Source organism: Streptomyces sp. NPDC002623 (assembly GCF_053592635.1).
In genome coordinates, this window is sequence record NZ_JBSFWB010000026.1 from 109,229 (window position 1) to 135,803 (window position 26,575).

Genomic DNA, 26,575 nt, shown 5'->3' on the forward strand with positions numbered 1-26,575 from the left:
AGCCGGACGACGCCCGCACCTCATAGGAGCCGCGGGTCGGCAGCGGGCCCGTTCGGCGTGCGTGGACGGTCAGTTGCAGCAGGCACAGCCGGGGCCGCACCCGCACGCGTCGCCGACCGCGGAGTCGGCGGTCGGCGCCACAGCGGCCGCGGGCGCGCAGCACCCCTTGCCCTGCCAGGCGTCGCGGCCTTCCTTCACGGCGATGGCGGCGATGACGAGGGCGGCGACGGGGTCGGCCCAGGACCAGCCGAGGGTGGCGTTGAGGACCAGGCCGACGAGCAGCACGGCGGAGAGGTACGTGCACAGCAGGGTCTGCTTGGAGTCGGCCACCGCGCTGGCGGAGCCGAGTTCGCGGCCCGCGCGGCGCTGGGCGGCGGACAGGAACGGCATGACCGCGAGGGAAACGGCGGCAAGCACGATACCGGGGAGGGAACCTTCGGCCTCGCCGGTGCCGGTGCCGGCCAGGGCGCGTACGGCGTCGACCGTCACGTAAGCGGCGAGCGCGAAGAACGACAGCGCGATGATCCGCAGAGTGGTCTTCTCGCGGGCTTCGCGTACGGCGTGCTCGCGGGCGGAGAACTGCCAGGCGACCGCGGCTGCCGAGGTGACCTCGATGACGGAGTCCAGGCCGAAGCCGATCAGCGCGGTGGAGGAGGCGAGGGTGCCGGCGGTGAGGGCGACTGTCGCCTCGATCGCGTTGTAGGTGATGGTCGCGGTGACCAGCAGGCGTATTCGGCGGGCGAGCGCGTCACGGCGGGCCGGAGAGGGACCGAGGGATATCGCGGTCATCAGCAGCAGCCCTTTTCGTCGGCTTCGACGCAGGTGCGGTCGGTCTCGACGGCCACCACGGCGGTGCGCAGGGCATCGAGCGCGTGGCCGAGGCGTTCGTCGGCGAGCTCATAGCGGGTACGGCGGCCATCGGGCACGGTGACGACCAAGCCGCAGTCCCGCAGGCAGGCGAGGTGGTTGGACAGCCGGGTGCGCGAGACACCGAGCGCGTCCGCGAGGTCGGCCGGATAGGCCGGGGCTTCACGCAGGGCGAGCAGGACCCGGCAGCGGATCGGGTCGGCGAGCGCACGACCGAACCGGGCCAGGACGTCGACATCGTAGGCAACAGTCAGCACACCCACGAGAGTACATGGATTCATGAATTCAGAACATCGTGTACTACAGCACGGGTGGCGCAGTTCGGGCCTGTGGTCGAAGGTGTTCTGGTCCATGAGCCTCCTGGTCGACTGGGACGCGGGAGGCCTGACGCTCCTCCGCGCCCTGCTCTGGTCCCTCTTGTCGGCCACGGTGTTCATCGTCCTGCTGCCGCCACGGGTGAGCGCGGGCCCCGGCTGGCTTGCTGTACGCACCCCTTGGCGCCGGCTCGTCGTCCGCACCGACGCGCTGACGACCGTACGGCAGTACGACGGTGTCTCGTCCCACCTGGTCCTGCGGGACGCCTTCGGCAACCTGCTGGAACTCGACCCCCGGATCCTCGCGGCCAACCCCTTGCTCTGGCACGAGCTCGACACGGGCGCCCACCGCTCCCTGGAGCGCGGCACGCTGCGCCTGGGAACGGATGTCATGACGCGACTGGGGCATCACATCGACGACGAGACGGTCCAAGGGGTGCTTCGGGCCTCGGGACTTGCCTGAGCAGCAGCACGCCCACGCTCATCCATCACCCGTCCGCCCCTGTCCGCCACCCATCCACCTCGCTGAGATGACAGAAATAAGTGTCATCTCAGCGATAGATGCTAGATTGCTGATGTGCCACAGGACGCCCAGCTGATCTTCGCCGACCACGTCGGCCGCTTCTACGCCCGGAACTACGGTTTCCCGCCCATGGCCGGACGCCTGCTCGGTTATCTGCTCGTCTGCGATCCGGCCCAGCAGACGATCGACGAACTGAGCGACGCGCTGCTGGCGAGCCGAAGCGCGGTCACGGGTGCGGTGAAACTGCTGGAGAGCTACGACCTGGCAAGACGCACCAGGTCGGCCGGCGAACGGATGGACCGGGTGAGCTTGAACTCGACCGGTCGGCAGCCGCAGAACTTCGACGCGACCCTCCACCTGGAGCACGCGGCGCTGTTCCGGGAGGGCCTGGACCTGCTGACCGACGCAGCGCCGACGCGCCGGGCTCCGCTCGAAGAGATGGTCGCGCTGGCGGAGTTCCTCGCCGAGCGCCTGCCCGCACTGCGGGACGAGTGGCATGCACACCGCGAGGAACTGCGCGCCTCCGGAAAGCTTCCCCCCTCCGACCCAAAGCCCCTCGTAGCCCCCCCATATCCCCGCATAGCCCCTGATAGCCCCTGATAGCCTCGACGGCCACGGAGAGTTCCATGACGACCGAGCCCAACCTGTCCTACCGGTCCGATGTGGCCGCTCTGCGCGAGCGCATCGGTCGTGGAGACGCCGACGCCGCCGACGAGTTGATCGAACTGGCCGCAGAACAGGGCGACATGGGGGAACTCCGACGCCTCTCGGAGAGCGGCAACTCCACCGCGACCGACCAGCTCATCGAACTCGCCGCCGAACAGGACGACCTCACCGAACTGCGCCGTCTGGCAGACCAGGGCAACTCCACCGCCGCCGAGGTCCTCGCCGAACTCGTCGAGGAATGACCCGAATCACGCCATGTCGCGAGGCGCGGGCGGACGTCGCACGACTGCCGTTGCCGGGACGGCTCAACCTGCTGAACATGCCGAGGAGCAGCCCGCCCAGCAATGCGCCGGTGATCAGCCTGCGACCATGGTCACCGCGACGACAGCTTCGCTGCCCTCGGTGCCAACCTCCGCCTCCCCTGCAGCGGGCGAAGGCCAGGTGCCCAGCAGGCTGCCTGCCAGCAGGTTGACCGCGACCGGCCGGCGTGCGGCCACCTCGACGGCCGAGACCACGGCCAACCGGGCGGGCAGCGCGACCAGGACACCGATGGCTGCTCCCCCACCGCCTTGACCTTCGAGCCAGGTGGAAGGTTTACCGTCGAGGGCATGAGAGCGATGCGGATCTCCCCGCTAGCCGAATCGCTGACGGCATACGACTGACCTTGCCCGCCGACCGAGCCGGAGCGGCAGCCGAACTTGCCGCCGCCGAGCAGCAGTGCTGCCCGTTCTTCGACTTTCGCCTCCACCTCGACGGCCGTCGCGTCCACCTCGTGGTGCGTTCCCCCGCCGACGGCACGGACATACTCGCCGACCTGTTCGGCACAGCCCCTGATCCCGCCCGCTCCACCCTCAAAGCCGCCCTGCCACAAAGAAAGACCCCTGACGTGCTCGTCGCCCGCTCCATCGCCCTGTTCGTCGTCGCAGCCCTGTTCGAGATCGGAGGAGCCTGGCTGGTCTGGCAGGGCATCCGCGAACACAAGGGATGGATCTGGATCGGCGCCGGCGTGATCGCCCTCGGCCTTTACGGAGTCGTGGCCACCTTCCAGAGCGACGACAACTTCGGGCGCATCCTGGCCGCGTACGGCGGGATCTTCGTCGCAGGGTCGATCGCCTGGGGCATGATCGCCGATGGATACCGACCCGACCGCTTCGACACCATCGGCGCCCTGATCTGCCTCGCCGGAATGGCAGTGATCATGTACGCCCCGCGCGGCAACTGACCCCCTGGGTCTGACAGCCGGGCATCCAACACCGCGAATATCTGGACCGCTCAGGTCAGGTCAGGTCAGGTCAGGTCACCCAAGGGGACCTCCCGCTCAGGTGTCCGGCCTTCAGCGCAGAGCGGACGACCGGGTCGTCCGTCGTCGCAGTTCACGGCCGATACCGATGCCGGTGCCCACCCGGCGGCTTGCACGAACCCGCCGTCGTTTCACGACACTCCCGCCGGCCGATCCAGCGTCCGCCGGAAAATACCTGGTCACGACGGTCATAGCCCGTCGAACAGGCGTACAGTGAAAGCACCGGAGGTACTTCGCACACCGGCTTTCACGCGGGTGTCATTTCCGGCGACCACGAAAAACCGGGCTGTCGACGGGCGGCCCGGGGGCAGGTCCCCATCATGACCACGACCCTCGACCGGACCGCGCCCCGCGACCTCGCCGCAGAGCTTCCGGCACGCTTGTCCCTCACCCCGAAGACCACGCTCGCCGGCCAGCTGGACGGGGCCTGGTGGCCCTACTCCCGCGACCTCGAAGCCGAACTCCCGCCGCTCGCCGCCGCCCTGGAGGAACTCTGGGGCCGCATCACGCGCGTCACCGTGAACCCCACCCGCTGGCCCGTCGTCCCGCACACGGTTGCCGTGGACGGGCGCATGCTGCACGTGGGCTGGTTCACAGAACAGGACCCCGACAAGCTCATCCTGCTCTCCTACACCGTCGGGCGCTGGGACCTCCTCGTCATCCCGCCCGAGACCGCACCCGCAGCCGCTGCCCGACTGATGGCTGCCGCAGCGATCCCGGGCAGCGTCCTCACCGCGGGCGTCCTGCTGACCGACGAAGCCGTCATGGGGCGCAGCATCAGTGACACCGTGCGCCGGGAAGCCACTTGGGAGAGCGAAGGCGGGGCCTGCATGTCCCCCTTCGGGAACCCGATGAGGCGAAGCGCCCTCCCGCCGCCAAGAAACGGTTGGAGGTGAGCTCCATGGAGACCCTCGTCATCATCGCAGTGATCGTCCTCGCTACCGGCATCGGGATGCGCCTGATCCACCTGCTCAATGCCCAGCACGACGCACGGATCGCGGCCCACCACTTCAGCGACCCCCTGCCGAGACCTCCCGGCCTGCCGGACGACACCAGTCGTCGCACCCACCGCACCGGATGACCGGTGAGGAACGGACCCTCCTCCGACCGGGGGCAGCAGGCGGGGCGCCACGGCGCCCCACCCCGCCGGCTTCTCGCCCACCCCGAAGGGAACACGCCCACGTGAAGTACATCGAGACCCAGACACTGGCCTCGCTCGGGCACGCCGAGGTACGGATCATCGCGCACACGCCCCAAGCCGCCCGAGCGGTCGCGGAGGCGCTTCGCCACTGCTTCGCCGGAACGGAACAGCGCAGCTATCCCGGCCTGGACGGCGCCACCCGCCTCCACCTCACCGTGGACACTGCAACACCCGCCGGCCCGGCCCGCTCCTGGCTGGCCGCCAGCCGGAGCTCCGTCGGCACCGGCGCCCACGCCGACGAGACCTGAGAGCCCCCACGGGCCCCGGGACCCGGGGCCGGGACCCACCCCCCGCTCACGGGAGGAACGCAGTCAGCGCCACACTTCCCCTCTCTACCGTTCGAGGAACTCAAGAGCCGTCTCCACGAACTGCCGGTGGAACTGGAAGATGCCGCCGTGCCCGGCGTCGGGGTAGATCACCAACTCGGCGTTCGGCAGTCGCCGCGCGAGGTCGGCCGAGTTCTTCGACGGGACCATCCTGTCGTTGTCGCCGTTCGCGACGAGCACGGGCTGGTGGACGACGGAGAGATCCTGGGGCTTTTCCAGGCCCCAGCGGTGAATGGCCTTGAGCTGGTTGTTGTACGCGATCGGGGACATCGTTTTGTCCCGGTCGACCGTGCGCTCCTTCAGGCGGGCCAGGAACTCCTTGCCGGCCCGGCGCCCGCCCGCGGTGCGGGTGAAGAAGAGGAACTGCTTCGGATCCTGAAAGGTGAGCAGGGCTCGGGCGGTGTCGAGATGGGACAACACCGTCACGTTCTTGATGCCCTCGCCCCCTGCGGGACCGGTGCCGCTGAGGATCAGCCTGCGGACGAGCTGCGGATCGGTCTGCACGATCACCTGCGCGATCATGCCGCCCATCGAGAAGCCGTGGATGTCGACGTGCTCCAGCCCGAGCGCCCGGATGAAGGTGACGGCGTCCTTGGCCATCTCCTGGATGGTGCGCGGGGTCGAACCGGTGGAAGTGCCGACGCCCCTGTTGTCGAACGTGATGACCCGGCGCTTTGCGGCTATGCCGTCGACGACCCGGGGGTCCCAGTTGTCGAGGACTCCGTAGAGGTGGTTGAGAAAGACCACCGGGACGCCGGAGCGGGGACCCAGCTCGCGATAGGCGAACGTCACTCCGCCGGCGGTGATGGTGCGGGTCGGCGCGTTCTTGTACGACGTCACCACGTCGCCTCGTACTTCCTGTGAGTCACTCACGGTCATGCCCTTCGGCCTGGGGTTTCTGCGATGACGCCGCCCTCCTCCTCGGGTGGCGAGCGAATTGAAGTATGACCGTAATTCCATTGAGCCACAAGGGGCGCCGACCGCTACGGCAGACCGGCCGCGCGGCGCCCCGAACCGGTTGGCGCCGGGCCACTTGCCAACCACAGACTCCGCATGCATAGAATTATGAACATAATTTAATTAACCAGGGAGGCAAGTGATGGCGACAACTCGGCCGGTGGCACTCGTGACGGGTGCATCCTCCGGTATCGGAAAGGCGGCCGCGCTCGCGCTCGCCGCAGCAGGGTTCGAGACGGTGGGCACGAGCCGGAGGTCGTCGGTGATCACCCGTCGCGACGGCGTGACCTTTCTCGCCCTCGACGTGACCGACGACGAATCGGTCACCGCTGCGGTCGCGGAGGTGATCGATCGGTTCGGGCGGATCGACGTCCTGGTCAACAACGCCGGCATCGGGTCCTCGGGCGCCGACGAGGAGAACTCCGTCGCGCAGGCCCAGCGCGTCTTCGACATCAACGTCTTCGGTGTGATGCGCATGACGAAGGCCGTCCTGCCGCACATGCGCGCCCAGGGAAGCGGGCGGATCATCAACATCTCGTCCATCCTCGGGTTCATCCCCCAGCCCTACATGGCCTCCTACGCGGCCTCCAAGCACGCCATCGAGGGGTACACCGAGTCCCTGGACCACGAGATCCGCGAACACGGGGTCCGAGCCCTTCTCGTCCAGCCGGCCGGCACCAACACCTCGTTCGAGTCGAACGCCGTCGCGCCCGACATGCCCATGCAGATCTACGCGGAGCAGCGGCGCATCGCCGACCAGCTGGCGGCGGCGTTCAACGATGACGGCGACGACCCCGCCACCGTCGCGAAGGCGATCGTCGCGGCCGCCACCGACGCCAAGCCGAAACTGCGGTACGGCGCCAGCCGGAACGCCCGGCGCGTCAGCACGGCGCGCCGCATGATTCCCGCCGGGGCTTTCGACGGACAGATCCGCAAGATCAACAGGCTCGCCGGCTGAGAGCTCTCGCCGTCTGAGAGCTGCAGACAACGCCTCACGGCACCCGTGAAATCTCGCGCACGCCCGTCGAACAGGAGAAGGACTTCATGAGCACGTATCTGGCAGACAAGGCCGAGAACCTCACCGTCGAGGGCCCTTCCGCGACGTTCACCTACCGGCGGTTCGGGCCGCGGGACGGTGTCCCGCTGGTCCTGCTGAACCGCTTCCGCGGCACCATCGACTGGTGGGACCCGGAGTTTCTGGACCACCTGGCCGCCGGCCACGACGTGATCGTGTTCGACAACGTCGGCGTCGGCTACACCGACGGCGAGCCGCGCGACTCCCTCGAGGGATTCGCCCAGGGCGCCGTCGAGTTCATCGACGCGCTCGGCCTCGCGCAGGCCGACCTCCTCGGCTGGTCCCTGGGCGGGATCGTCGCCCAGCGGGTGGCCGTGCGCCGCCCCGAGCTGGTGCGCAAGCTCGTCGTGGCGGGCAGCGGACCGGCCGGCTGGGTACCCGACGCACCGCCCTTCAGCGAGAAGGTCCTGGGCATCATGGCCAAGCCGGATGCCGACCTGGAGGACATGCTCTACCTCTTCTACCCCGAGACGGAGACCGCCCGCGCCGCCGGCCGCGAGCACTTCGACCACGTCTCCACCCGGCTCGCCGCCGGTGGCCCCGCGGTCTCCGAGACGGCCGCCCAGGGCATGCTCACCGCCGCCGCCACCCTCCTGGCGGCGCCCTTCGACGAGGTGGTGGCGGAACTCGAGGCCATCCAGCAGCCCGTCCTCTACGCCAACGGCCTGCACGACGTGATGATCCCTGCCCACAACTCCTATGTCGCGGTCCAGCACCTCGCCGACGCCACCCTTGTCCTCTACACCGGTGCCGGCCACGCCTTCCTCTTCCAGTACGCCAAGGCCTTCACCAAGCAGGTAACCGACTTCCTCGCCGCCTGACCACACCCGTCGACCCGTCGTCCAGCCCCTATCGCTGAACGTCACCACCACGCGCCCCGGCCAACAGGGGTGTCCCGACGACGTGACCTCGTGGAGGTCCACATGCTCAACCTCGCTGTCCTCCTGGAGGACACCGCACGCACCCGCCCCGACCACACGGCGCTGATCCAGGGAGAGGAGAGGTGGAGCTACGCCGAGTTCAACGCGGAGGCAGACCGGGTGGCGGCCGCCCTGTTGGCCCGTGGCATCGGGAGCGGCGACCAGGTTGCGCTCAGCTGCCCCAATCTGGCGTACTTCCCGATCGTCTACTACGGGATCCTCAAGGCAGGCGCCGCCGTCATCCCGCTCAGCACTCTGCTGACGGAACGGGAGGTGGCCTATCATCTGCGCGACTCACAGGCGCGGGCGTATTTCTGTTTCGAAGGCAGCGACGACCTGCCGATGGGCGAGCGGGGACGGGCCGCCTTCGAGGCCGCAGCGGGCTGTGAACTCTTCGTCCTGCTCACCGAGGACGCGCAGGCGGCGAGCGGCCGAACGGCCGGGGAGACACTGGCCCGGTTCACCGCGGAGCAACGTGCGGAGGTGGGCTCACATCCGACGGCGGAGACGGACACTGCGGTGGTGGTGTACACCAGCGGGACCACCGGACAGCCCAAGGGCGCCGAGCTGACGCACAGCAACCTGGTGCATATCGCCCTGCAGTGCAACCGGCTCCTCGGCAGCCGGCCGAACGACGTCCACCTGGTGACGCTGCCGCTGTTCCACACCTTCGGCCAGTGCGTACTGATGAACGCAGGCATCGCCGCGGGCGCGGCACTGGTCCTCCAGGCACGGTTCACCCCGTCGGACGCCTTGGCTCTGATGGAGAGTGAGGACGTCACCGTCTTCGCCGGCGTGCCCACCATGTACTGGGCCCTCCTCAACTACCCGGATGCGGACCGGTACGACCTCACGAAGATCGCGGCCAACCTGCGGGTTGCGGTGGCGGGCGGGTCGTCACTGCCCGTCGAGGTCCTCACCGAGTTCGAGAAACGGTTCGGCGTCCCGATCCTGGAGGGTTTCGGCATGTCGGAGACGAGCGGGGTGGCCACCTTCAACCACCGGGACCGGCCCCGCAAGCCGGGCTCGGTCGGCGTGCCGCTCTGGGGTGTCCAGGTCCGAGTGGTGCGTGAGGACGGCGCCGAGGCCGCCGTCGACGAAGCCGGCGAGATCTGGCTGCGCGGCCACAACGTCATGAAGGGCTACCTCGGCCGCCCCGAAGCGACCGCCGAGGCAGTGGATGCACAGGGCTGGCTGCGCAGCGGCGACATCGCCACCAGGGACGCCGAGGGCTACCTCTACATCGTCGACCGCAAGAAGGACATGATCATCCGCGGCGGCTACAACGTCTATCCGCGGGAGCTGGAGGAAGTCCTGCTCACCCACCCCGCGGTCAGCCTCTCCGCCGTGGTCGGCGTCCCGCACCCGAGCCATGGCGAGGAGGTCAAGGCGTTCGTCATCCTCAAGCCGGGCGCCGAGCTGACAGAGGACGATCTCATCGCCTGGTGCCGCACCACCATGGCCGCCAACAAGTACCCACGCATCGTCCAGTTCGTGGACACCCTGCCCATGAACGCCACCGGCAAGATCCTCAAGCGTGAGCTGACCTGACCTTCGGGACCACCAGGGAAGGGCGTCTAGAGCAGTCGGCCCGGTCCCCGTCCGCTGGGACGACGGCTCTCTACCAGCCGCTGCCATGAGTTCAGGAGCGGGCGCTCACACCACCCTCGCGAAGTCGAGGAATCGGGCGGAGTAGTCGGCGTCGCCGGAGATCCGCGCTGGCCCTCCTCATCTACACCAGCGGTACGACGGGGGTGCCCAAGGGGGTGATGCTCGACCACGCCAACATCGACGCCATGGTGGAGATGGGACGCGTGGCCCTCCAGGTGGGGCCCAGTGACCGCTGCCTGCTGATCCTGCCGCTCTTCCATGTCAACGGCATCGTGGTCAGCGTCCTGACGCCGCTTCTCGCCGGCGCCGACGTCGTCATGGCGGGCCGCCGGTTCGATCCCCGCAGCTTCTTCGATCTCGTCGAGCGGGAGCGCCCCACGTTCTTCAGCGCGGTGCCGACGATCTACGGCATGCTCGCGGCACTCCCGGACGACGTCCGGCCCGACACGTCGTCGCTGAGGTTCGCGGTCTGTGGCGCCGCACCCGCCTCGGCCGAGTTGTTGACCCGGTTCGAGGCCCGGTACGGGTTTCCCCTCGTGGAGGGATACGGGCTCTCCGAAGGAACCTGCGGCTCGACCATCAACCCCGTCTCAGGGCCGCGGCGCGCCGGAACGGTGGGCCTTCCTTTCCCCGGCCAGGAGATCCGGATCGTCGACGCCGACGGCACCGGGACGGCTCCCGGCACGGACGGCGAGGTCGTCGTGCGCGGCCCCAACGTCATGCGGGGCTACCTCGGCTGCCCGGAGGAGACGGCCAAGGTCATCGTCGACGGCTGGCTGCACACGGGCGACTTGGGCCATCTCGACGCCGAGGGCTATCTGACCCTCGTCGGACGCTCGAAGGACATGATCATCCGAGGCGGGGAGAACATCTACCCCAAGGAGATCGAGGACGTGCTCACCGGCGATCCGTCGGTACTCGAGGCCGCCGTGATCGGCGTCCCCGACGACAAGTGGGGAGAGGTGGTCGTCGCCTACGTCCAGCCTCGACCGGGTTCGATCGTCGATCGGGAGACGCTCGAAGCGCTCTGTGCGCGCAGCCTCACCGGCTACAAGCGCCCGACCTCGTTCGTCGTCGTGGAAGCCATCGCGAAGAACGCGGTCGGCAAGATCGACAAACCCGCGTTGCGGGCTGCCCACGCCTCGGTTTCCGCCGGGTCCTGATCGACGCCGTCACTCGGCGGGGGCGGCTGGAATCAGCTGTTCCGCCCAGATGACCTTCCCCTCGCGGTGGTGCCGCGTGCCCCAGCGTTCGGTGAGCTGGGCGACCAGGAGCAGACCTCGGCCGCCCTCGTCGAAGGCCCGTGCCCGGCGCAGGTGCGGGGCGGTGCCGCTGGCGTCGGAGACCTCGCAGGTCACGGTGGACTGAAGGATCATCCGCAGTTGGATGGGGCTCTTGCCGTAGCGGATGGCGTTCGTCACCAGTTCGCTCACCACGAGTTCCGTGGTGAAGGCCATCTCCTCCAGGCCCCACGCGGCAAGCAGATCGGAGGCGAAGGCGCGCGCCTCGGAGACGACGGCCGGATCGGAGGGGAGATCCAGTGTGGCGACGTGGTCGGCGTCCAGCGCCCGGGTGCGTGCCACGAGAAGAGCGATGTCATCGGTGGGGCGGCTGGGCAACAGCGCGTGGAGCAGCCCGTCGCAGGTCTCCTCCAGCGACGCCGGCGCCTGGGCAAGGACGTCGGACAGCACCGCGAGGGCGGCGTCCACCTCGCGCGCGCGGCTCTCGATGAGGCCATCGGTGTACAGCACCAGCAGGCTGCCCGGCGGCAGTTCGAACTGGGCGGTTTCGAAAGGCAGCCCTCCCAGGCCCAGTGGCGGGCCGATCGGCAGCTCCGGCAGGACGACCGTATGGGGCTCCGGGGCTTCACCAGGAGTCACCACGGCCGGCAGCACGTGTCCGGCGCTGGCCAGGGAGCACACCCGGGAGACGGGGTCGTAGACCGCGTACAGACATGTGGCGCTGATCTCGCCCGTGCCCCTTTGCTCGGTGCGCTGCAGTCGGATGACGACGTCGTCGAGGTGGGTCAGCAGTTCGTCGGGGGTGAGGTCGATGTCCGCCAGAGTGCGGACGGCCGTGCGCAGTCCGCCCATGGTGGCCGAGGCCTGGAGGCCCCGGCCGACCACGTCGCCCACGACGAGGGCGACACGGGCTCCGGAGAGCGGGATCACGTCGTACCAGTCACCGCCCACGCCCGCTCGGGATCCGCTGGGCAGGTAGCGGGAAGCCGTCTCGACGGCGGACTCCTCCGGCATGTGCTGCGGCAGCAGACTGCGCTGGAGGGTGAGGGCGATGGCCCGCTCCTGGGTGTAGCGACGGGCGTTGTCGATGTTCACCGCTGCTCTGGAGGCGATCTCCTGGGCGAGGAGCAGATCGTCGTCCTCGAAGGGATCCGCCGTGTGACGGCGGCAGAACTGGGCCAGCCCCAGCGGATTTCCACGTGCCCACAGCGGGACCAGGAGCACGGAGTGGATGCCGCCCGCGCCCGACGCGTCGCTGTCGTCCGCAGGCATGTCCAGCCATGTCGGAGCGTCGAAGGCTTTGATGCCGAGGCGGAGGGGTCGCCCGGTGGCCAGCGCGACGGCCGGTTCCGACCCTTCCGGATAGATGTGCCGCGGCCCTGGGACGTCGACCGGGTTCGTGCGGTCCGTGCGGTCGGTGAGGTCCATGCGGTCCATGCGGTCCATGCTGCCGTCCGAGACGGACTGCGCGATCCGCCGGACGACGGGCGGACCGTCGTCCGGGTACGTTCCTTCGTCGTGGAGGGCGACGTCGAGAAGGTCGACGGTGACGAGGTCCGCCAGGTGGTCGGTACCGACCTCTGCCAGTTCCTGGGCGGTGCGGGTGGTGTCCAGGGTGGTTCCGATCCGTGTGCCGGCCTCGTTGAGGGTGGTCAGCCGCCGCTGCAGCCAGCGGTCGCGTGCTCTCTGGTACGCCGCGACCGCCTGCTGCGAGGTGCGGTCGACGTACTCGAAGGCAATCGCGCTCAGTGCGAGCATCACTTCATTGATCAGCTCGGGGTCCTCGGTGAGACGTCCCGTCTCCTCATAGAACAGCTGGAGCAACCCGGCGTGGACGAGCCGATAGACGCGCAGGAGTTCGCTGATCTGCACCCCGTGCTCAGCGAGCCGAGCAGCGAAGTCGATGGCCGCGGGCGGTGTCCTGACCTCGGACAGTTCGCGCCCGCGCTCAAGGAACTCCAGAACGGCGTCGACGTGTTGGGACAGACCCGCCGGCGCCACAGCGGCGATGTCCTCGTGCTTCCACACCTCGGGGAACTCGCTTTGCAGGCGTTGCAGCACCACTTCGGTAAGCAGATCCGATCGAGGCCTGAGCTCTTGTGCGAGTTCACGGAGGAAGGCATGGGCATCGGTTCCCATAGACCAAAATGTACGGGCAAAGGAACATATGGGCATATCCCGGCCCCTGGCAGGTGGAACCCGAACGTCCCGATACCCAAGCCGTCGATGCTGCCCACGCGGCGCCGTCCGCCCGACGCCCCCTCATTGCCGTAGACAGACCTGTCTGTTAACTTACCGGCATGAGCACCGCGACCGAGCGACGCCCGGCCCGGGACCGCATCCTCGACACTGCCAGCAAGCTGTTCTACGCCCATGGCATCCACGCCGTGGGGGTGGACCGGCTCATCGCCGAGTCGGGGGTCGCCAAGGCCACGCTGTACAAGCACTTCCCCAGCAAGGACGACGTGGTCGCCGCCTATCTGCGACGGATGGACGACAGCTGGCGGCGCCAGCTGCGCTCAGCCGCCCTCGCGGCCGGGGACGACCCGCGCGAGCAGCTCTTCGGCCTCTTCGTCGCACTGGAACAAGCGGCGCGTGCGGGCACGCTGGGCTGTGCGTTCATCAACGCGGTGGCGGAATACGACCCGGGCAGCACCGCGCACGCCATCACCGTGGAGCACAAGGGCGCCGTGCGCGCCTGGGTGCGCGACCTGGCCGTCGCGGCGGGTGCCGCGGACCCGGACACGCTCGCATTCCAGCTCACCGTCCTCATCGACGGCACACTGGCGGCGACGCGCGTCGACCAGGCCGATACCGCCGCCGAGGCAGCCAAGCGGGCGGCGCGCGACCTGCTCGACGCGGCCTGCTCGCAGTCCGACTGAACCCCGCAGGGCCCGCACCGCCACTCGGCGGGTCGGAGCGGGACCGTATCGGGAGCAGTCCGAACAGACCTTTCTGTTCAGTAGACAGACCTTTCTGTACACAAGAAACCCGATCCCCCTGAAGGGACCTGATCCACATGTCCGAGCAGACTCTGCCCACCACCGCCCGCGCATGGCACCTGGACTCCCGCCCCGAGGGCCGGCCGACGGCCTCCGACTTCTCGCTGCGCGAGGTCGACCTCCCCACGCCCGGCCCGGGGCAGCTCCTGGTCGCCAACGAGTACCTCTCGGTCGACCCCTACATGCGGGGCCGGATGAGCGACAAGAAGTCCTACATCGAGCCGTACGAGGTGGGCGCGCCGCTGGACGGCCCCGCGGTCGGCCGTGTCCTGGTGTCCAACGCCGAGGGTTTCGCACCCGGCGACCACGTGGTGCACGTCCTGGGCTGGCGCGACCACGCGGTCCTCGACGCGGCGACGGCCCAGAAGGTGGACCCGAAACTGGCGCCGCTCACCGCCTACCTGGGCGTGCTCGGCGTCACCGGACTCACCGCGCACATCGGGCTCGAGCGCTTCGCGAAGATCAAGGAGGGCGACGTCGTCTTCGTCTCCGGGGCGGCGGGCGCGGTCGGCAGCCAGGTCGGCCAGATCGCCAAGCTGAAGGGTGCCGGACGGGTGATCGGCAGCGCGGGCTCGGACGAGAAGGTCAAGGTGCTGATCGAGGAGTACGGGTACGACGCGGCGTTCAACTACAGGAACGGGCCGGTGGCCGAGCAGCTGGCCCTGGCCGCACCGGACGGCATCGACGTCTTCTTCGACAACGTCGGGGGCGAGCACCTGGAGGCGGCGATCGGTGCGCTCAGGCTGCATGCGCGGATCGTCCTGTCGGGCATGGTCTCCCAGTACAACGACGAGAAGGTCGTGGGCCCGCGCAATCTGTGGAATCTGTCCGTGACACGTTCGGACATCCTGGCGTTCATGTTCAGTGAAGAGCTGGACCTCCAGCCGGACTTCGTGCGCGAGGTCGGCGGCTGGCTCGCCGAGGGCAAGCTCCACTACCGCGAAACCGTACGGGACGGCCTCGACAACACCCTGGACGCCTTCCTCGCGATGATGCGGGGCGAGAACGTCGGAAAGATGATCGTGAAGCTCTGACTCCGTCCCGGCGGACAGCGTGAAGGGCCTGCCGTGCGCACGGCAGGCCCTTCACGCGTCGATCACAGGCACCGCGCTTGCCATCAGCAACCCACAAGCTTTAGTCTTACGATCGTAATTTAATTGCTCGACACCCCCTCCCACCAGGAACCCCCCATGGATATCTCCACCAGTACCGCCCTTGTCACCGGAGCCAACCGGGGCTTCGGCCGGGCCCTCGCCGCCGAACTGCTCCGCCGCGGCGCCAACGTCTACGCCGGTGCCCGCAATCCCGACCAGGTCGACCTGCCCGGCGCCAAGCCGATCGCCCTCGACATCACCGACCCGGCCTCCGTCGCGGCCGCCGCCGCGGCCACCGGCGATGTGACCGTCCTGATCAACAACGCGGGCTCGGCCACCGGCGCCGACCTGCTCACGGCCGACCCGGACGACATCCGGCTGGAGATGGACACGCACTTCTTCGGCACCCTCTCGGTGGTCCGAAGCTTCGCGCCCCAGATCGCGGCCAACGGCGGTGGGACGATCCTCAACATCCTGTCCGGCCTGTCCTGGGTCAGCTTCCCGGAGATCGGCGCCTACTGCGCCGCCAAGTCCGCGGAGTGGTCGCTCACCAACGCCCTGCGCGTGCAGCTCGCCGGCGAGGGCATCCGAGTGGCCGGACTGCACGTCGGCTACATGGACACCGACATGGCCCGGGACGTCGACGCTGCCAAGTCCGACCCCACCGACATCGCCCGGATCGCCGTCGACGGCATCGCCTCGGGCGCCTACGAGATCCTCGCGGACAACGCCGCCCGCCAGGCCCAGGCCGCGCTGGCCGGAGGCGTCTCCATGCTTTATCCGCAGCTCCCCTGACCGCCATGCCCGCGAGTGTCGCGACGCCGATGCCGCGGGCCTTCTTCTCCGCACAGGGCGGCTACGGCACCGCCGCCCTCTTCGTCGACGGACTCAGGCCCGCCCTCTGGACCGGAGCCGGCGCGGTCACCCTCGCCGCAACCCTGGCGCTCCTGATGCCTCGCCGGCCAGGAAGGACCTCAATCGGGCCACCAGCGCCTCCGGTTGCTCCTCCGGGATGAAGTGGCCGCACTCCGGGATCTCGACGCCGGTGACGTCGTCGGCGTAGTCGCGCCAGATCTCCAGCGTCGGCATGCGGGCCGGGAGTCCCACAGAACCCCACACCGCCAGCACCGGCATGGTGAGGCGGCGGCCTTCGGCGGCGTCGATGTCGTCGAGCGCGATGTCCTGCTCCATGGCGCGGTAGTCGTCGAAGCTCGCGCGCATGGCGCCCGGACGGGAGAACGCGCGGACGTAGCCGTCGACGGCTTCGGCTGTCAGTCCATGGCGGTTGTAGGTCCACCGCTCGAAGAAGTACTCGAGATACCCGCGGATGTCCTGTCCCACCAGGCGCTCGGGCAGATCGGGCTGCATCTGGAACAGCCAGTGCCAGTACCCGGAAGCGAGCGAGGCGTCCATGCGGCGGAACATCTCCCGGGTGGGCACCACGTCCAGCACCGCCAGCCGCTCCACCTGGTCCGGACGGTCCAGCCCCCAGCGGTGCCCCACACGAGCGCCGCGGTCGTGCCCCACCACGGCGGCCTTCTCGAAGCCGAGCGCCTCGACGAGGCCGGCCATGTCGGCAGCCATCCGCCGCTTGTCGTAGCCCGTCGTGGGCTTGTCGGTCAGTCCGTAGCCACGCAGGTCGGGCGCCACGACGGTGTGGTCGGCGGCGAGATCGGCCAGCACCGGCCGCCAGCAGTCGGAGGTCTGCGGCCAGCCGTGGAGCAGAACGAGCAGCGGGCCGGATCCCGCTCGGGCGTAGTGCAGGCGGATCCCGTCCACCTGCGTCACACCTGTGGTCACTGCGGGCTGTCCCATGGGCGCGCCTCCCCGATACGAACTAACCCTCTTAGAGGGTTAAAGCTAACGTGCAGAATAGAGGCGTGGCAACGGACGACATGTGGATCTGGGACGGCGGGCGGGTCTGCCTGGACTTCACCAACACCCTCCGCGACCGGTGGCGGACAACGCCCAGAGAGACGCTGCGGAATGCGGGTGACCTCGTTCTCTGGCTCCAGGAGGCCGAGTTGCTCACACCGGACGCCCAATCCCCCACGACTGCCGCCGCCCTGACATCGGGCCGACGCCTGCGTGGGGCCGTCGACCGGGCCGTACTCGCGGTCGCCGACGGCCGGCTGCCTTCGTCCGGTGACGTCGCGCTGCTCAACCGGTCGGCAGCGGCGGCCCTCCGGCCCGCCCGGCAGATCGTCGTGACGGACGGACGCCTGGAACCCGTGAGGACGACGAACCTCGCCACCGAGCCCGCAGCCGCGCTGGCACTCGTCGCCCAGGACGCCGTCGACCTGCTCCTGTCCGCCGAGATCCGGCGCGTCCGGGTGTGCGGCGCGGAGACGTGCGCCCTCCGCTTCCTGGACCGCTCCCCCGCCCGCAATCGCCGCTGGTGCTCCATGTCCCGCTGCGGCAACCGCACCAAGGTCCGCCTCCACCAGGCCCGCACCAGACAGAGCGGGCACGCTCCGCAGGACTGAGGCCCTCCCGAGTTCCTGGTGCGACGGCACTCAGCTCACTCGGCGGGCCTCATGCGGAAGGCGGGGCCGGGGAGGCTCTCGATGTCTTCTGCTTGCACGGCGTGGCCTCGTTCGCAGCGGATCTGGGCGTCGACGTGTGCGCCGCATCCGCGATGCCGTGTGAGCATGGCCGGGCCCTCCGGGTCGGCGCGGTAACGGTCGCCCCACTGCAGAAGTCCCATGACGGCCGGGACCAGATCCATCCCCTTGGGAGTGATCACGTACTTCGGCCGGCTCCGCGAGCCCGGCTCCCGGTAGGTCTCGGTGGCCAGGATCCCTTCCTCCACCAGCATCTTCAGTCGCGCCGCGAGGAGGTTGCGGGGGCAGCCGAGGACACGCTCGAAGTCACTGAAGCGGGACGAGCCGTACCAGACCTCGCGCAGGATCAGGATCGTCCATTTCTCCCCCACGACCTCGAGGGTCCGGGCGATCGAGCAGTTCGACACGTCCCGGTCCAGACGGGGGTCCATGCCGGTGTCCTGGAGAACTTCGGTCCACGCATCCATGCCGGCGATTCTAACCTCACCTGAGTTTACTTTTCCATACTCAGCACGTAGCGTCATGACCGGCACATCCGCCACCCAGGAATCGCACAGAAAGACAGCCGACATGAAGGCATTCGTCGTCGAGAAGTACGGCAAGGACGGCGCCCGCGCCGCCGACGTACCCGAGCCCACCCTCGGGGACCGCGACGTCCTGGTCAGAGTGAGCGCCACCAGCATCAACCCGCTGGACAAAATGGTCCGCAACGGGGAGTTCAAGCAGCTCCTGAAGTACAAGGCCCCGTTCGTGCTCGGCCACGACGTGGCCGGCGTCGTGACACGGGTCGGCTCCGCCGTACACAGCTTCAAGGCCGGCGACGAGGTCTACGCCCGTCCGCGCGACCTGCGGATCGGAACCTTCGCCGAGTTCATCGCCATCGACGTGGACGACGTGGCGCCGAAGCCGGCCTCGCTCACCTTCGAAGAGGCGGCCGCGGTCCCGCTGGTGGCCCTGGCCGCCTGGCAGATCCTCGTCGACCGCGCCCATCTGAAGCCGGGCCAGAAGGTCCTCGTCCACGCCGGTGCCGGCGGCCTCGGATCGACCGTCGTCCAGCTCGCCAAACACCTCGGCGCCACGGTGGCGACGACGACGAACACCGACACCGAGAAGCTGGTCAGAAGCCTCGGCGCAGACATCGTCGTCGACTACACCAAGGAGGACTTCTCCAAGGTCCTGTCCGGCTACGACCTGGTGCTGGACTCCGTGGGCGGGGCGAACCTGGAAAAGTCGCTGACCGTACTGAAGCCCGGCGGCCTGGCCGTCGGTGTCGTCGGCCCGCCGGACGCCGGGTTCGCCAAGCAGCTCGGCGCCCCCGGATTCATGGGCCTGGTCATGAACGCGCTCAGCCGCAAGGTCCGCAAGCAGGCGAAGACCCTGGGCGTGCGCTACCAGTTCTTCTTCATGCAGGCCGACGGCTCCCAACTGCGCAAGCTCGGCGCCCTCTACGACAACGGACAGCTCCGCCCCGTCATCGACACGACCTTCCCCTTCGACCGGACGCTCGAGGCGATGGCATACGTCGAACAGGGCCGCACCAAGGCCGGCAAGGTCGTGGTCTCGATGACGCCCGACAGCAACTGAGACACGGCAAGCGCGCCGTCGATGGCGGCGACCGTGCCGGTCGCGGTTGCCTCGCTCGCCCTGCGTCAGGCGTAGATCCGGGCGTACAGATCCTGGATCTCGTCCACGGTGGGCACCACGGGGTTGTTGGCGGGCGACCCGGACTCGAGTGCCTGCTCGGCCATGAGGGGAGACAGGCGGAACCACTCGTCCTTGTCGATGCCATGCGCTCCGGGGGTGGGAACCTCAAGATCGTGGCACAGGGCACGGAGTGCTGCCACGAACTTCTCGGCGGCCGAGGCGTCGCTGTCGCCGTCGGTCGCGGCTCCGAGTGCGCGTGCGCAGTCGGCGTACCGGCCCTCGGCGGCGGGCACGGAGAAGGCGGTCACTGCGGGGAAGAGCATCGCGTTCGACAGACCGTGGGCGGGAGTCTCCCGTGCGGTGAACAGCCCCGACGGATCCCGCTGAACCTCGTCACCACGGTGACGTGCCAGGCGATTTCCCACTCAGTTGAGTTTACTTTCATATACTCAGCCAGTAGCGTCAGCACCGTTACATCGATCTGGCCGCACGCGGCAAGCGGGCGCGGCAGCAACCTGTGAAGGAGCACCACCATGGGAGCAAGCCCAGAGGCACAGCAGTTCGCGCAGTTCCTCGAGAGCGTGAGCGCGAAGTCCGCGACGCCGGGCCTCGATCTGGCCATCGTCCGCGACATAGTCGACTCCCACCACAAGGCGTCGACCGAGCCGGAAGGCGTCACCTACGCCGAGGTGGACGCGAACGGCGTCCCCGCCCTGTGGGCCATCCCCGAGGGCGCCGACCCCGACCGGGCCCTGCTCCACTTCCACTTCGGCGGGTCGGTCACCGCCTCGATGCACTCGGACCGCAAGACCGCCGGTCACATCGCGAAGGCGGCCGGCGCCCGCTCCCTCGTCGTCGACTTCCGCCTGGCGCCCGAGCACCCGCACCCCGCGCAGCTCGACGACGCGGAGACGGCCTACCGGTGGCTGCTCTCCCAGGGCTACGAGCCGCGGAACATCGGCAGCACGGGCCACTCGATCGGCGGAACACTCGCGGTACTGCTGCCGCTGCGTCTCCTCGCGAAGGGCGAGGCGACCCCGGGCGCGATCGTGAGCGTCTCTCCGTGGGCCGACCTCACCCTCGAGAACCCCGCCGTCGACAGGAACGAGGAGAACGACAAGATGCTCAGCAGGGGCATCCTGGAGCTCTTCCGGGGGGCCTGGCTCCAGGAGCCCGGAGTGGACTTCGCCGACCCGCTGTTCAGCCTCGCGAACGCCGACCTGACCGGTCTGCCGCCCACGGTCGTCCACTACGGCGAGTACGAGACCCTCGCCGACGACGGCGCCCAGCTCGGCCGCCGCCTCGCGGACTTCAAGGTCATCTCCGAGGTCCACCCGCTCCCGGAGGGACAGCACTCGTTCGTCCTGGGCGCGGGGCGGGTACCCGAGGTGGACCAGGCGATCCGGCAGATGGGTCAGTGGCTCCGCGAGCACCTCGGCGCGTGAGCGGAGGCCGTACCTGGCTGCGGGTGGCCTCTGCACCACCGCAGTGCCGGTGACCGGGCGCCCGGTCTCCGGCATCCTGCTCGACCGTGCCGGCCGACATGCGGTACTTGTGTCCGGCACCGTTCCGCACGCCGCCGCACCCCGTCCCCGATGCCACAAAGGAGTGAGCGATGGGAACGTACGAGGACGTCTTCCGCGCCAGCACCGAAGACCCGGAGAGCTTCTGGCTGAAGGCGGCGGAGGCCATCGACTGGGATGTCCCTCCGCGACGCGCCCTGGGCTCCTCGGGCGCATCCTTCTACCGCTGGTTTCCCGACGGGCGGCTCAACGTCTGTTTCAACGCGCTCGACCGCCACATCGAGGCCGGCCGCGGCGAGCAGGCCGCGCTCATCCACGACTCACCCGTGACCGACACCCTGCGCACCTACACCTACACGCAGCTGCGGGACGAGGTGGCGGCCTTCGCCGGCGCGCTCGCGCAGCTCGGCGTGGGGCACGGCGACCGGGTGGTGATCTATATGCCGATGGTCCCGGAGGCCGCGATCGCGATGCTGGCCTGTGCGCGCATCGGCGCGGTCCACTCGGTCGTCTTCGGCGGCTTCGCGCCGCGCGAACTCGCCCTCCGCATCGATGACGCCGCCCCCAAGGTGGTCGTCTCCGCGTCCTGCGGCATCGAGGGCAAGCGGGTCATCGCGTACAAGCCGCTGCTCGACCGGGCGATCGAACTCGCGGTCCACAAGCCCGAGAAGAGCGTGATCCTGCAACGTCCGCAGGAACGTGCCGAGTTGGGGCCCGACGATCTCGACTGGTCCGACCTGGTCGCCGCCGCACCCCCCGCCGACTGCGTTCCCGTCTCCGCCACCGACCCCCTCTACATCCTCTACACGTCCGGAACGACCGGAAAGCCCAAGGGAGTCGTGCGTGACTGCGGCGGCTACGCGGTCGCCCTCCACTGGTCGATGGGAGCCGTCTACGACGTGGGCCCGGGCGAGACGATGTTCACCGGCTCCGACGTCGGCTGGGTGGTCGGGCACTCGTACATCGTGTACGCGCCGCTGCTGGCCGGTGCCACGACGGTCCTGTACGAGGGCAAGCCGGTCGGCACCCCGGACGCCGGCCAGTTCTGGCGCGTGGCCGCCGATCACCGGGTCAAGACGATGTTCACCGCTCCCACCGCCTTCCGTGCCATCCGCAAGGAGGACCCCGAGGGAACACTCGCCGCCGACCACGACCTCACCCACCTGCGCCACCTCTTCCTCGCCGGCGAGCGCCTGGACCCCGAGACGTATCACTGGGCGAGCGATCTGCTGGGCATCCCGGTGATCGACCACTGGTGGCAGACCGAGACCGGCTGGCCCATCGTCGCCAACCCCGTGGGCATCGAGGCCGCCCCTCTCAAGCCCGGCTCCCCGACACGACCGCTGCCGGGCTGGGACGTCCGCGTCCTCGACGCCTCGGGCGAGCCGGTGCCCGCCGGCGTCGACGGCGCGATCGTCGTGAAGCTGCCCCTGCCGCCCGGCGCGCTCCCCACTCTCTGGCAGGACGACGACCGCTACGTCGCCTCCTACCTCTCCGAGTACTCCGGCTTCTACCTCACCGGTGACAGCGGTCATATCGACGAGGACGGCTATGTCTTCGTCATGGGCCGTACCGACGACGTCATCAACGTCGCCGGACACCGCCTGTCCACCGGCAGCATGGAAGAGGCCCTGGCCGCCCATCCCGACGTCGCCGAATGCGCCGTCATCGGCGTCGCCGACGCCCTGAAGGGGCAGGTGCCGCGCGGTTTCGTCGTCCTGAAAGCCGGCGTCGATCGCGAGCCGGGCGAGGTCGAGGCCGAACTCGTCCAGCTCGTGCGCGAGCGCATCGGGGCCGTCGCCTCCCTCAAGGACGTCGCGGTCGTGGCCGCCCTGCCCAAGACCCGCTCGGGGAAGATCCTGCGCAGGACGATGCGTGGTATCGCGGACGGACACGACGAACCCATGCCTTCCACGGTGGACGACCCCGGCGTCATCGAAGCCCTGCGCCCCGTTCTCCGCCGTACCGCCCATACCCCGTGAGCGGCCGTAGCAGAGGCTGACCGGCCTGACCGACAGCGGGTGAGCTCGTCCCGCGCACGTGGGGTGCGGCGTGTTCGACGTCTCCGCGGTCGGTCGCCCACCCCCTTGCGATCACTCACACCCGAACATAGTATTATGTTCATAATTCTATGGTGCCCCGATCAGCCACACCCCTACGGCGGCAGCCTCCCCCTCCATTGATCCACCGCCCACCATCCGAGGAATCACTCATGCTCAACGCCCTGTGGAACCCGACCACCGTCGGAGAGATCCCCCTGCCGCACCGGCTGGCCATGGCTCCCCTGACCCGCAGCCGCGCCACGCCGGACGGTGTGCCGACCGAGCTGAACGCCGAGTACTACGCCCAGCGCGCCTCGCACGCGCTCATCATCACCGAGGGCACCCAGCCCTCGGCCGACGGCCAGGGCTACCCGGTGACCCCGGGCATCTACACCGAGGAACACATCGCCGGCTGGCGCAAGGTCACCGACGCCGTGCACGGGGCCGAGGGACGCATCGTCATCCAGCTGATGCACGCCGGACGCATCGCCCACCCGGACAACACCCCCCACCACCGGCAGCCGGTGGCCCCCTCCGCGATCAAGCCGGCCGGCCAGACGTTCACCCCGTCCGGGCTCCAGGAGATGCCGGTGCCGCGCGAGCTCTCCACCGAGGAGGTCGCCGCGACGGTCGACGACTTCCGGCGCGCCGCCGCGGCCGCCATAGCCGCCGGCGCGGACGGCGTCGAGATCCACGGGGCCAACGGCTACCTGGTCAACCAGTTCCTCTTCCCCAGCGCCAACCAGCGCACCGACCGGTACGGCGGGTCCCTCGACAACCGCATCCGTTTCGCGGTGGAGGTCGCCACGGCCGTGGCCGACGAGATCGGCGCCGGCCGCACCGGCATCCGGCTCTCGCCCGGCAACCCCTACCAGATCAACGACCTCGCGGAGAGCGACCCCCACGAGCTCTACCCCCACCTCCTGCGCGCCCTCGCACCCCTCGACCTCGCCTACCTGCACATCGGCCACGGCGGCGACGAGGAACTCCTCTTCACCCTGCGCAAGTTGTGGCCGACCACCCTGCTCCTCAACCGGGGCGGCGCCGACATCGCCGCCCGCGCAAAGGACGTCGAGGTCGGCCTGGCCGACGTCGTCACCGTCGGCACCATGGCCCTCGCCAACCCCGACCTCGTCGAGCGCCTGCGCTCCGGCGCCCCCCTGAACACCCCCGACCCCAACACCTTCTACGGCGGCGGCGCGGCCGGCTACACCGATTACCCCACCCACACCGCCTGACGAAAAATCCGGCGCCCGAGGAGCCGTCCGGCAGCGGGCGCCGCGCCTCACTACGGTCACGGCGTACGACGGCGGCAACCCGAGGATCGGGCCACCACCGCCTTACGCCGTGACCTGTCGCCTCGCGCCCCCGCGCTCCGCGCCGAGAGCAGCAGCCGACCCGAGCGTGAGCGAGGCGCGCCGCGCACGGCAGAACCGCGCGGACCGAGCCTCCAGCCGTCGTTCTGACCGATCGCGGATCGCCGACCTAATGACCTTCCGCTCGTAATATTACACGTGTCAGGTCATGGCTTAGGCTTGAACGCGAGGCGACGGCCTTACCGAGCGAATGGAGACGACCGTGGTGCGCTATGCCAAGGAACACAAGCAGGTGACGCGGCAGCGGATCATCGAGAAGGCCGGTCACCGGTTCAAGCAGGACGGCATAGACGGCTCGGGTATCTCCACGCTGATGTCGGACGCCGGCCTCACCAACGGGGCCTTCTATGCCCACTTCGCGTCCAAGGACGACCTCGTCGCCCATGTCGTGGCCGAGGAACTGCGCACGCAGGTCGCGAGGTACGGCACCCTGCGGCCCGGCCGCCCAGGGCTCGAGGACCTCATTCGCGAGTACCTGTCGCCCGAACACCGGGACAACCCCGGTCTCGGCTGCCCGTCCGCCGCCCTCCTCGACGAGATCGGCCGCTGCGAGAACGGAACCAAGCAGGCCTACACCGACGGCGCGCAGGACATCCTGGACGAGATCGCCGCCCGCCTGGAACCCGGGAACCCGCAGTCCGCCCGCGGCACGGCCATCGGCCTCTTCACCATGCTGGTGGGGACGATGCAGCTGTCCCGAGCCCTCACCGACCAGAAGTCGGCCGACGACGTCCTCGAACAGGGCATCGAGAACGCGCTCACCTTCATGCGCTAGCCGTATCGCTCACGAGCGTTGTTGACACACTCGGGTGCTTGATCATCGCGAAGACCTCCGACGTGGCGGAACTGTCCAGGACTGCACCGCACGGAGGTCTTCGTGTCCCACCGAACGGACGACCGCCGCCCTTCGCATGTGAAATTACGATCAACATACAATGTGGGGATGATGTCAATGGAGTGCGAACGACTCACCTGACAAGCGAAGGAGCAGGCGGTGCGCTACGGGAAGGACCACAAGCAGACGACCAGACAACGGATCATCGAGACGGCCGGACGCAGGTTCAAGCGGGACGGCATCGACAGCTCGGGCATCTCGGCACTCATGAAGGACGCGGGGCTGACCAACGGTGCCTTCTACACCCACTTCCCCTCGAAGGACGACCTCGTGGCCAACGCGGTCGCCGACCAACTGCGCAGACAGAACGCGAACATCGTCGCCCATGCGGCACCCGGCCGCGCGGGACTCGAACAGATCGTGCGGTGGTACCTGTCCCCCCAGCATCGCAACAGCCCCGTCGACGGCTGCCCCTCCGCCGCCCTGCTCGACGAAATCGGGCGCTGCACAGACCCGACCAGGCAGGCTTACACCGACGGCGTACTGCTGGTCATCGACGGCATCGCCGCCCGCCTGGCACCCGACGACCCACACTCGGTCCGCACGAAGGCACTCGGCGCCTACGCCATGATGGCCGGGACGCTACAGCTCTCCCGCGCCCTCACCGACAGGCAACTCTCCGACAGCCTCCTCGAACAGGGCATCCACAACGCCCTGGCCCTGCTGGGCACCGAGCATGAACCCGCCGCGGGACCGACATGAACAACACTCCGCGGAACTCCCCTTCTCCCCCGAAGCCGTCGTACAAGAACGCACCGACCGGTTTCGTGTCCGTTCGCGGCGACGACTTCGCCTATCGGGAGCTCGGCCCCGAGGGTGGCGTGCCGCTGATCCTCTTGATCCACCTGGCCGGGGTCCTGGACAACTGGGACCCGCGCGTCGTCGACGGACTCGCCGCACGACGTCGGGTACGGGCCCCGCCGGGGGCCCCGGTATCGACAAGGTCCCCTCACTCGCCATACGGGCCACGCTCAAGGGCGCCCCTAGTCGCCAGGATCCGAAGCTCTCCCTGTTCTTCACCGGAACCGCAGGCGGCCGACAGGCCGGTCGCGCCTACCGCGAACGACTGAAGGAGCGCACGCACAACCGGGACAAGGACATCTCGCTGCCGGCGTTCCGCGCCCAGCTGAAGGCCATCAGACGATGGGGCCGCCAGGCTCCGTCGGACCTGTCGGCCATCGGCCAACCGGCCCTGGTGGCGAACGGCGAGAACGACCGGACCCATCAGACTCAGCGGACTCACCACGCCGGTGCGGCAGCGAGCCCTGCATCATCGCCGCCGCGATCCTTTCCCGAACCGCACCATACCGTCGGCCCGCCACGACAACAGCCGTGGCGGGCCGACACCCATCCGGCACGACGACGAGGCCGGAGTCCTGCCTTCGATCAGCGAGGACGGCCGTGACGGTTCGCCAGGTCGACCTGGCGAACCGT

Annotated in this window: 28 protein-coding genes; 21 read left to right on the forward strand and 7 right to left on the reverse strand. The window is 69.1% G+C overall.

What is annotated here, in order from left to right; all coding sequences use genetic code 11:
• Window positions 1-69 precede the first annotated feature (69 nt).
• Both ACWD4O_RS35680 and ACWD4O_RS35685 read right to left on the reverse strand, forming a co-directional pair.
• The gene (locus tag ACWD4O_RS35680; protein WP_451286383.1) at window positions 70-789 is read right to left on the reverse strand and encodes a cation transporter; all 720 of its coding nucleotides are present in this window, start codon (window positions 787-789) and stop codon (window positions 70-72) included.
• Window positions 789-1,124, reverse strand: coding sequence for an ArsR/SmtB family transcription factor (locus ACWD4O_RS35685; protein ID WP_451286384.1), 336 nt, complete (start codon window positions 1,122-1,124; stop codon window positions 789-791). The genes ACWD4O_RS35680 and ACWD4O_RS35685 overlap by 1 nt, the downstream gene beginning before the upstream one ends.
• 94 nt (window positions 1,125-1,218) lie before the next feature.
• Here ACWD4O_RS35685 and ACWD4O_RS35690 point away from each other — a divergent pair, with 94 nt between their 5' ends.
• The 7 genes from ACWD4O_RS35690 to ACWD4O_RS35720 all read left to right on the forward strand — a co-directional run bounded on the left by ACWD4O_RS35690 (window position 1,219) and on the right by ACWD4O_RS35720 (window position 5,119).
• Window positions 1,219-1,644: a hypothetical protein gene (locus ACWD4O_RS35690; RefSeq protein WP_451286386.1), complete on the forward strand. Its 426-nt coding sequence runs from the start codon at window positions 1,219-1,221 to the stop codon at window positions 1,642-1,644.
• A 114-nt stretch (window positions 1,645-1,758) separates the two neighbouring features.
• Entirely contained in the window at window positions 1,759-2,304 is a 546-nt protein-coding gene (locus ACWD4O_RS35695; protein ID WP_451286388.1) for a GbsR/MarR family transcriptional regulator, read from the forward strand.
• A gap of 26 nt (window positions 2,305-2,330) precedes the next feature.
• Window positions 2,331-2,612, forward strand: a complete 282-nt coding sequence (locus ACWD4O_RS35700; RefSeq protein ID WP_451286389.1) for a hypothetical protein — start codon at window positions 2,331-2,333, stop codon at window positions 2,610-2,612.
• A gap of 644 nt (window positions 2,613-3,256) precedes the next feature.
• Entirely contained in the window at window positions 3,257-3,592 is a 336-nt protein-coding gene (locus ACWD4O_RS35705) for a YnfA family protein (RefSeq protein ID WP_451286441.1), read from the forward strand.
• Between the two features lie 398 nt (window positions 3,593-3,990).
• Window positions 3,991-4,566 (forward strand): DUF5994 family protein, encoded by a 576-nt coding sequence (locus ACWD4O_RS35710; protein WP_451286391.1) that lies wholly within the window; start codon window positions 3,991-3,993, stop codon window positions 4,564-4,566.
• Window positions 4,567-4,571: 5 nt separating this feature from the next.
• Window positions 4,572-4,751 (forward strand): hypothetical protein, encoded by a 180-nt coding sequence (locus ACWD4O_RS35715; protein WP_451286393.1) that lies wholly within the window; start codon window positions 4,572-4,574, stop codon window positions 4,749-4,751.
• 101 nt (window positions 4,752-4,852) lie between these two features.
• Window positions 4,853-5,119, forward strand: a complete 267-nt coding sequence (locus ACWD4O_RS35720; RefSeq protein ID WP_351919407.1) for a hypothetical protein — start codon at window positions 4,853-4,855, stop codon at window positions 5,117-5,119.
• A gap of 84 nt (window positions 5,120-5,203) precedes the next feature.
• On the opposite strand, the gene ACWD4O_RS35725 is transcribed toward ACWD4O_RS35720, so the two are convergent.
• Complete coding sequence (locus ACWD4O_RS35725) at window positions 5,204-6,076, reverse strand: alpha/beta fold hydrolase (RefSeq protein WP_451286395.1); 873 nt, start codon at window positions 6,074-6,076, stop codon at window positions 5,204-5,206.
• Window positions 6,077-6,296: 220 nt separating this feature from the next.
• Between ACWD4O_RS35725 and ACWD4O_RS35730 the strand changes: the two genes are divergently transcribed.
• The 4 genes from ACWD4O_RS35730 (at window position 6,297) to ACWD4O_RS35745 (ending at window position 10,923) form a co-directional block, all read left to right on the forward strand.
• Complete coding sequence (locus tag ACWD4O_RS35730; protein WP_451286397.1) at window positions 6,297-7,112, forward strand: oxidoreductase; 816 nt, start codon at window positions 6,297-6,299, stop codon at window positions 7,110-7,112.
• An 86-nt stretch (window positions 7,113-7,198) separates the two neighbouring features.
• Window positions 7,199-8,050, forward strand: coding sequence for an alpha/beta fold hydrolase (locus ACWD4O_RS35735; RefSeq protein ID WP_451286399.1), 852 nt, complete (start codon window positions 7,199-7,201; stop codon window positions 8,048-8,050).
• 102 nt (window positions 8,051-8,152) lie between these two features.
• Complete coding sequence (locus ACWD4O_RS35740; RefSeq protein WP_451286401.1) at window positions 8,153-9,700, forward strand: long-chain-fatty-acid--CoA ligase; 1,548 nt, start codon at window positions 8,153-8,155, stop codon at window positions 9,698-9,700.
• A 131-nt stretch (window positions 9,701-9,831) separates the two neighbouring features.
• Entirely contained in the window at window positions 9,832-10,923 is a 1,092-nt protein-coding gene (locus tag ACWD4O_RS35745; RefSeq protein WP_451286443.1) for a class I adenylate-forming enzyme family protein, read from the forward strand.
• A gap of 9 nt (window positions 10,924-10,932) precedes the next feature.
• Here ACWD4O_RS35745 and ACWD4O_RS35750 read toward each other — a convergent pair whose 3' ends face one another.
• On the reverse strand, window positions 10,933-13,140 hold the full coding sequence (locus ACWD4O_RS35750) for an ATP-binding SpoIIE family protein phosphatase (protein ID WP_451286403.1): 2,208 nt from the start codon (window positions 13,138-13,140) through the stop codon (window positions 10,933-10,935).
• Window positions 13,141-13,301: 161 nt separating this feature from the next.
• Here ACWD4O_RS35750 and ACWD4O_RS35755 point away from each other — a divergent pair, with 161 nt between their 5' ends.
• From ACWD4O_RS35755 to ACWD4O_RS35765, 3 genes are all read left to right on the forward strand, one after another.
• Window positions 13,302-13,883 carry a TetR/AcrR family transcriptional regulator gene (locus ACWD4O_RS35755; protein WP_450952246.1) on the forward strand — a complete coding sequence of 194 codons (582 nt, stop codon included), beginning with the start codon at window positions 13,302-13,304 and terminating at the stop codon, window positions 13,881-13,883.
• 137 nt (window positions 13,884-14,020) lie between these two features.
• Window positions 14,021-15,037, forward strand: coding sequence for an NADP-dependent oxidoreductase (locus tag ACWD4O_RS35760; protein ID WP_451286405.1), 1,017 nt, complete (start codon window positions 14,021-14,023; stop codon window positions 15,035-15,037).
• A 156-nt stretch (window positions 15,038-15,193) separates the two neighbouring features.
• Window positions 15,194-15,892: an SDR family oxidoreductase gene (locus ACWD4O_RS35765; RefSeq protein ID WP_451286407.1), complete on the forward strand. Its 699-nt coding sequence runs from the start codon at window positions 15,194-15,196 to the stop codon at window positions 15,890-15,892.
• A 126-nt stretch (window positions 15,893-16,018) separates the two neighbouring features.
• Here ACWD4O_RS35765 and ACWD4O_RS35770 read toward each other — a convergent pair whose 3' ends face one another.
• A complete protein-coding gene (locus ACWD4O_RS35770) occupies window positions 16,019-16,912 on the reverse strand; it encodes an alpha/beta fold hydrolase (protein WP_451286409.1) in 894 nt (297 codons plus the stop codon).
• Between the two features lie 65 nt (window positions 16,913-16,977).
• On the opposite strand from ACWD4O_RS35770, the gene ACWD4O_RS35775 reads away from it, so the two are divergent.
• The gene (locus ACWD4O_RS35775; RefSeq protein WP_451286411.1) at window positions 16,978-17,583 is read left to right on the forward strand and encodes a CGNR zinc finger domain-containing protein; all 606 of its coding nucleotides are present in this window, start codon (window positions 16,978-16,980) and stop codon (window positions 17,581-17,583) included.
• A gap of 35 nt (window positions 17,584-17,618) precedes the next feature.
• On the opposite strand, the gene ACWD4O_RS35780 is transcribed toward ACWD4O_RS35775, so the two are convergent.
• A complete protein-coding gene (locus ACWD4O_RS35780; RefSeq protein WP_451286444.1) occupies window positions 17,619-18,092 on the reverse strand; it encodes a winged helix-turn-helix transcriptional regulator in 474 nt (157 codons plus the stop codon).
• 139 nt (window positions 18,093-18,231) lie between these two features.
• Between ACWD4O_RS35780 and ACWD4O_RS35785 the strand changes: the two genes are divergently transcribed.
• Window positions 18,232-19,245: an NADP-dependent oxidoreductase gene (locus tag ACWD4O_RS35785; RefSeq protein ID WP_451286413.1), complete on the forward strand. Its 1,014-nt coding sequence runs from the start codon at window positions 18,232-18,234 to the stop codon at window positions 19,243-19,245.
• A gap of 65 nt (window positions 19,246-19,310) precedes the next feature.
• Here the strand turns inward: ACWD4O_RS35785 and ACWD4O_RS35790 are convergent, their stop codons facing one another.
• Entirely contained in the window at window positions 19,311-19,730 is a 420-nt protein-coding gene (locus ACWD4O_RS35790) for a hypothetical protein (protein ID WP_451286414.1), read from the reverse strand.
• Between the two features lie 108 nt (window positions 19,731-19,838).
• Here ACWD4O_RS35790 and ACWD4O_RS35795 point away from each other — a divergent pair, with 108 nt between their 5' ends.
• From ACWD4O_RS35795 to ACWD4O_RS35815, 5 genes are all read left to right on the forward strand, one after another.
• Window positions 19,839-20,750 (forward strand): alpha/beta hydrolase fold domain-containing protein, encoded by a 912-nt coding sequence (locus ACWD4O_RS35795; RefSeq protein WP_451286416.1) that lies wholly within the window; start codon window positions 19,839-19,841, stop codon window positions 20,748-20,750.
• Window positions 20,751-20,920: 170 nt separating this feature from the next.
• Window positions 20,921-22,810: a propionyl-CoA synthetase gene (locus ACWD4O_RS35800; protein ID WP_451286418.1), complete on the forward strand. Its 1,890-nt coding sequence runs from the start codon at window positions 20,921-20,923 to the stop codon at window positions 22,808-22,810.
• Between the two features lie 230 nt (window positions 22,811-23,040).
• On the forward strand, window positions 23,041-24,108 hold the full coding sequence (locus ACWD4O_RS35805; RefSeq protein WP_451286420.1) for an alkene reductase: 1,068 nt from the start codon (window positions 23,041-23,043) through the stop codon (window positions 24,106-24,108).
• A 340-nt stretch (window positions 24,109-24,448) separates the two neighbouring features.
• Complete coding sequence (locus ACWD4O_RS35810; protein WP_451286422.1) at window positions 24,449-25,021, forward strand: TetR/AcrR family transcriptional regulator; 573 nt, start codon at window positions 24,449-24,451, stop codon at window positions 25,019-25,021.
• Window positions 25,022-25,240: 219 nt separating this feature from the next.
• Window positions 25,241-25,843 carry a TetR/AcrR family transcriptional regulator gene (locus ACWD4O_RS35815; protein WP_451286424.1) on the forward strand — a complete coding sequence of 201 codons (603 nt, stop codon included), beginning with the start codon at window positions 25,241-25,243 and terminating at the stop codon, window positions 25,841-25,843.
• Window positions 25,844-26,575: the final 732 nt, after the last annotated feature.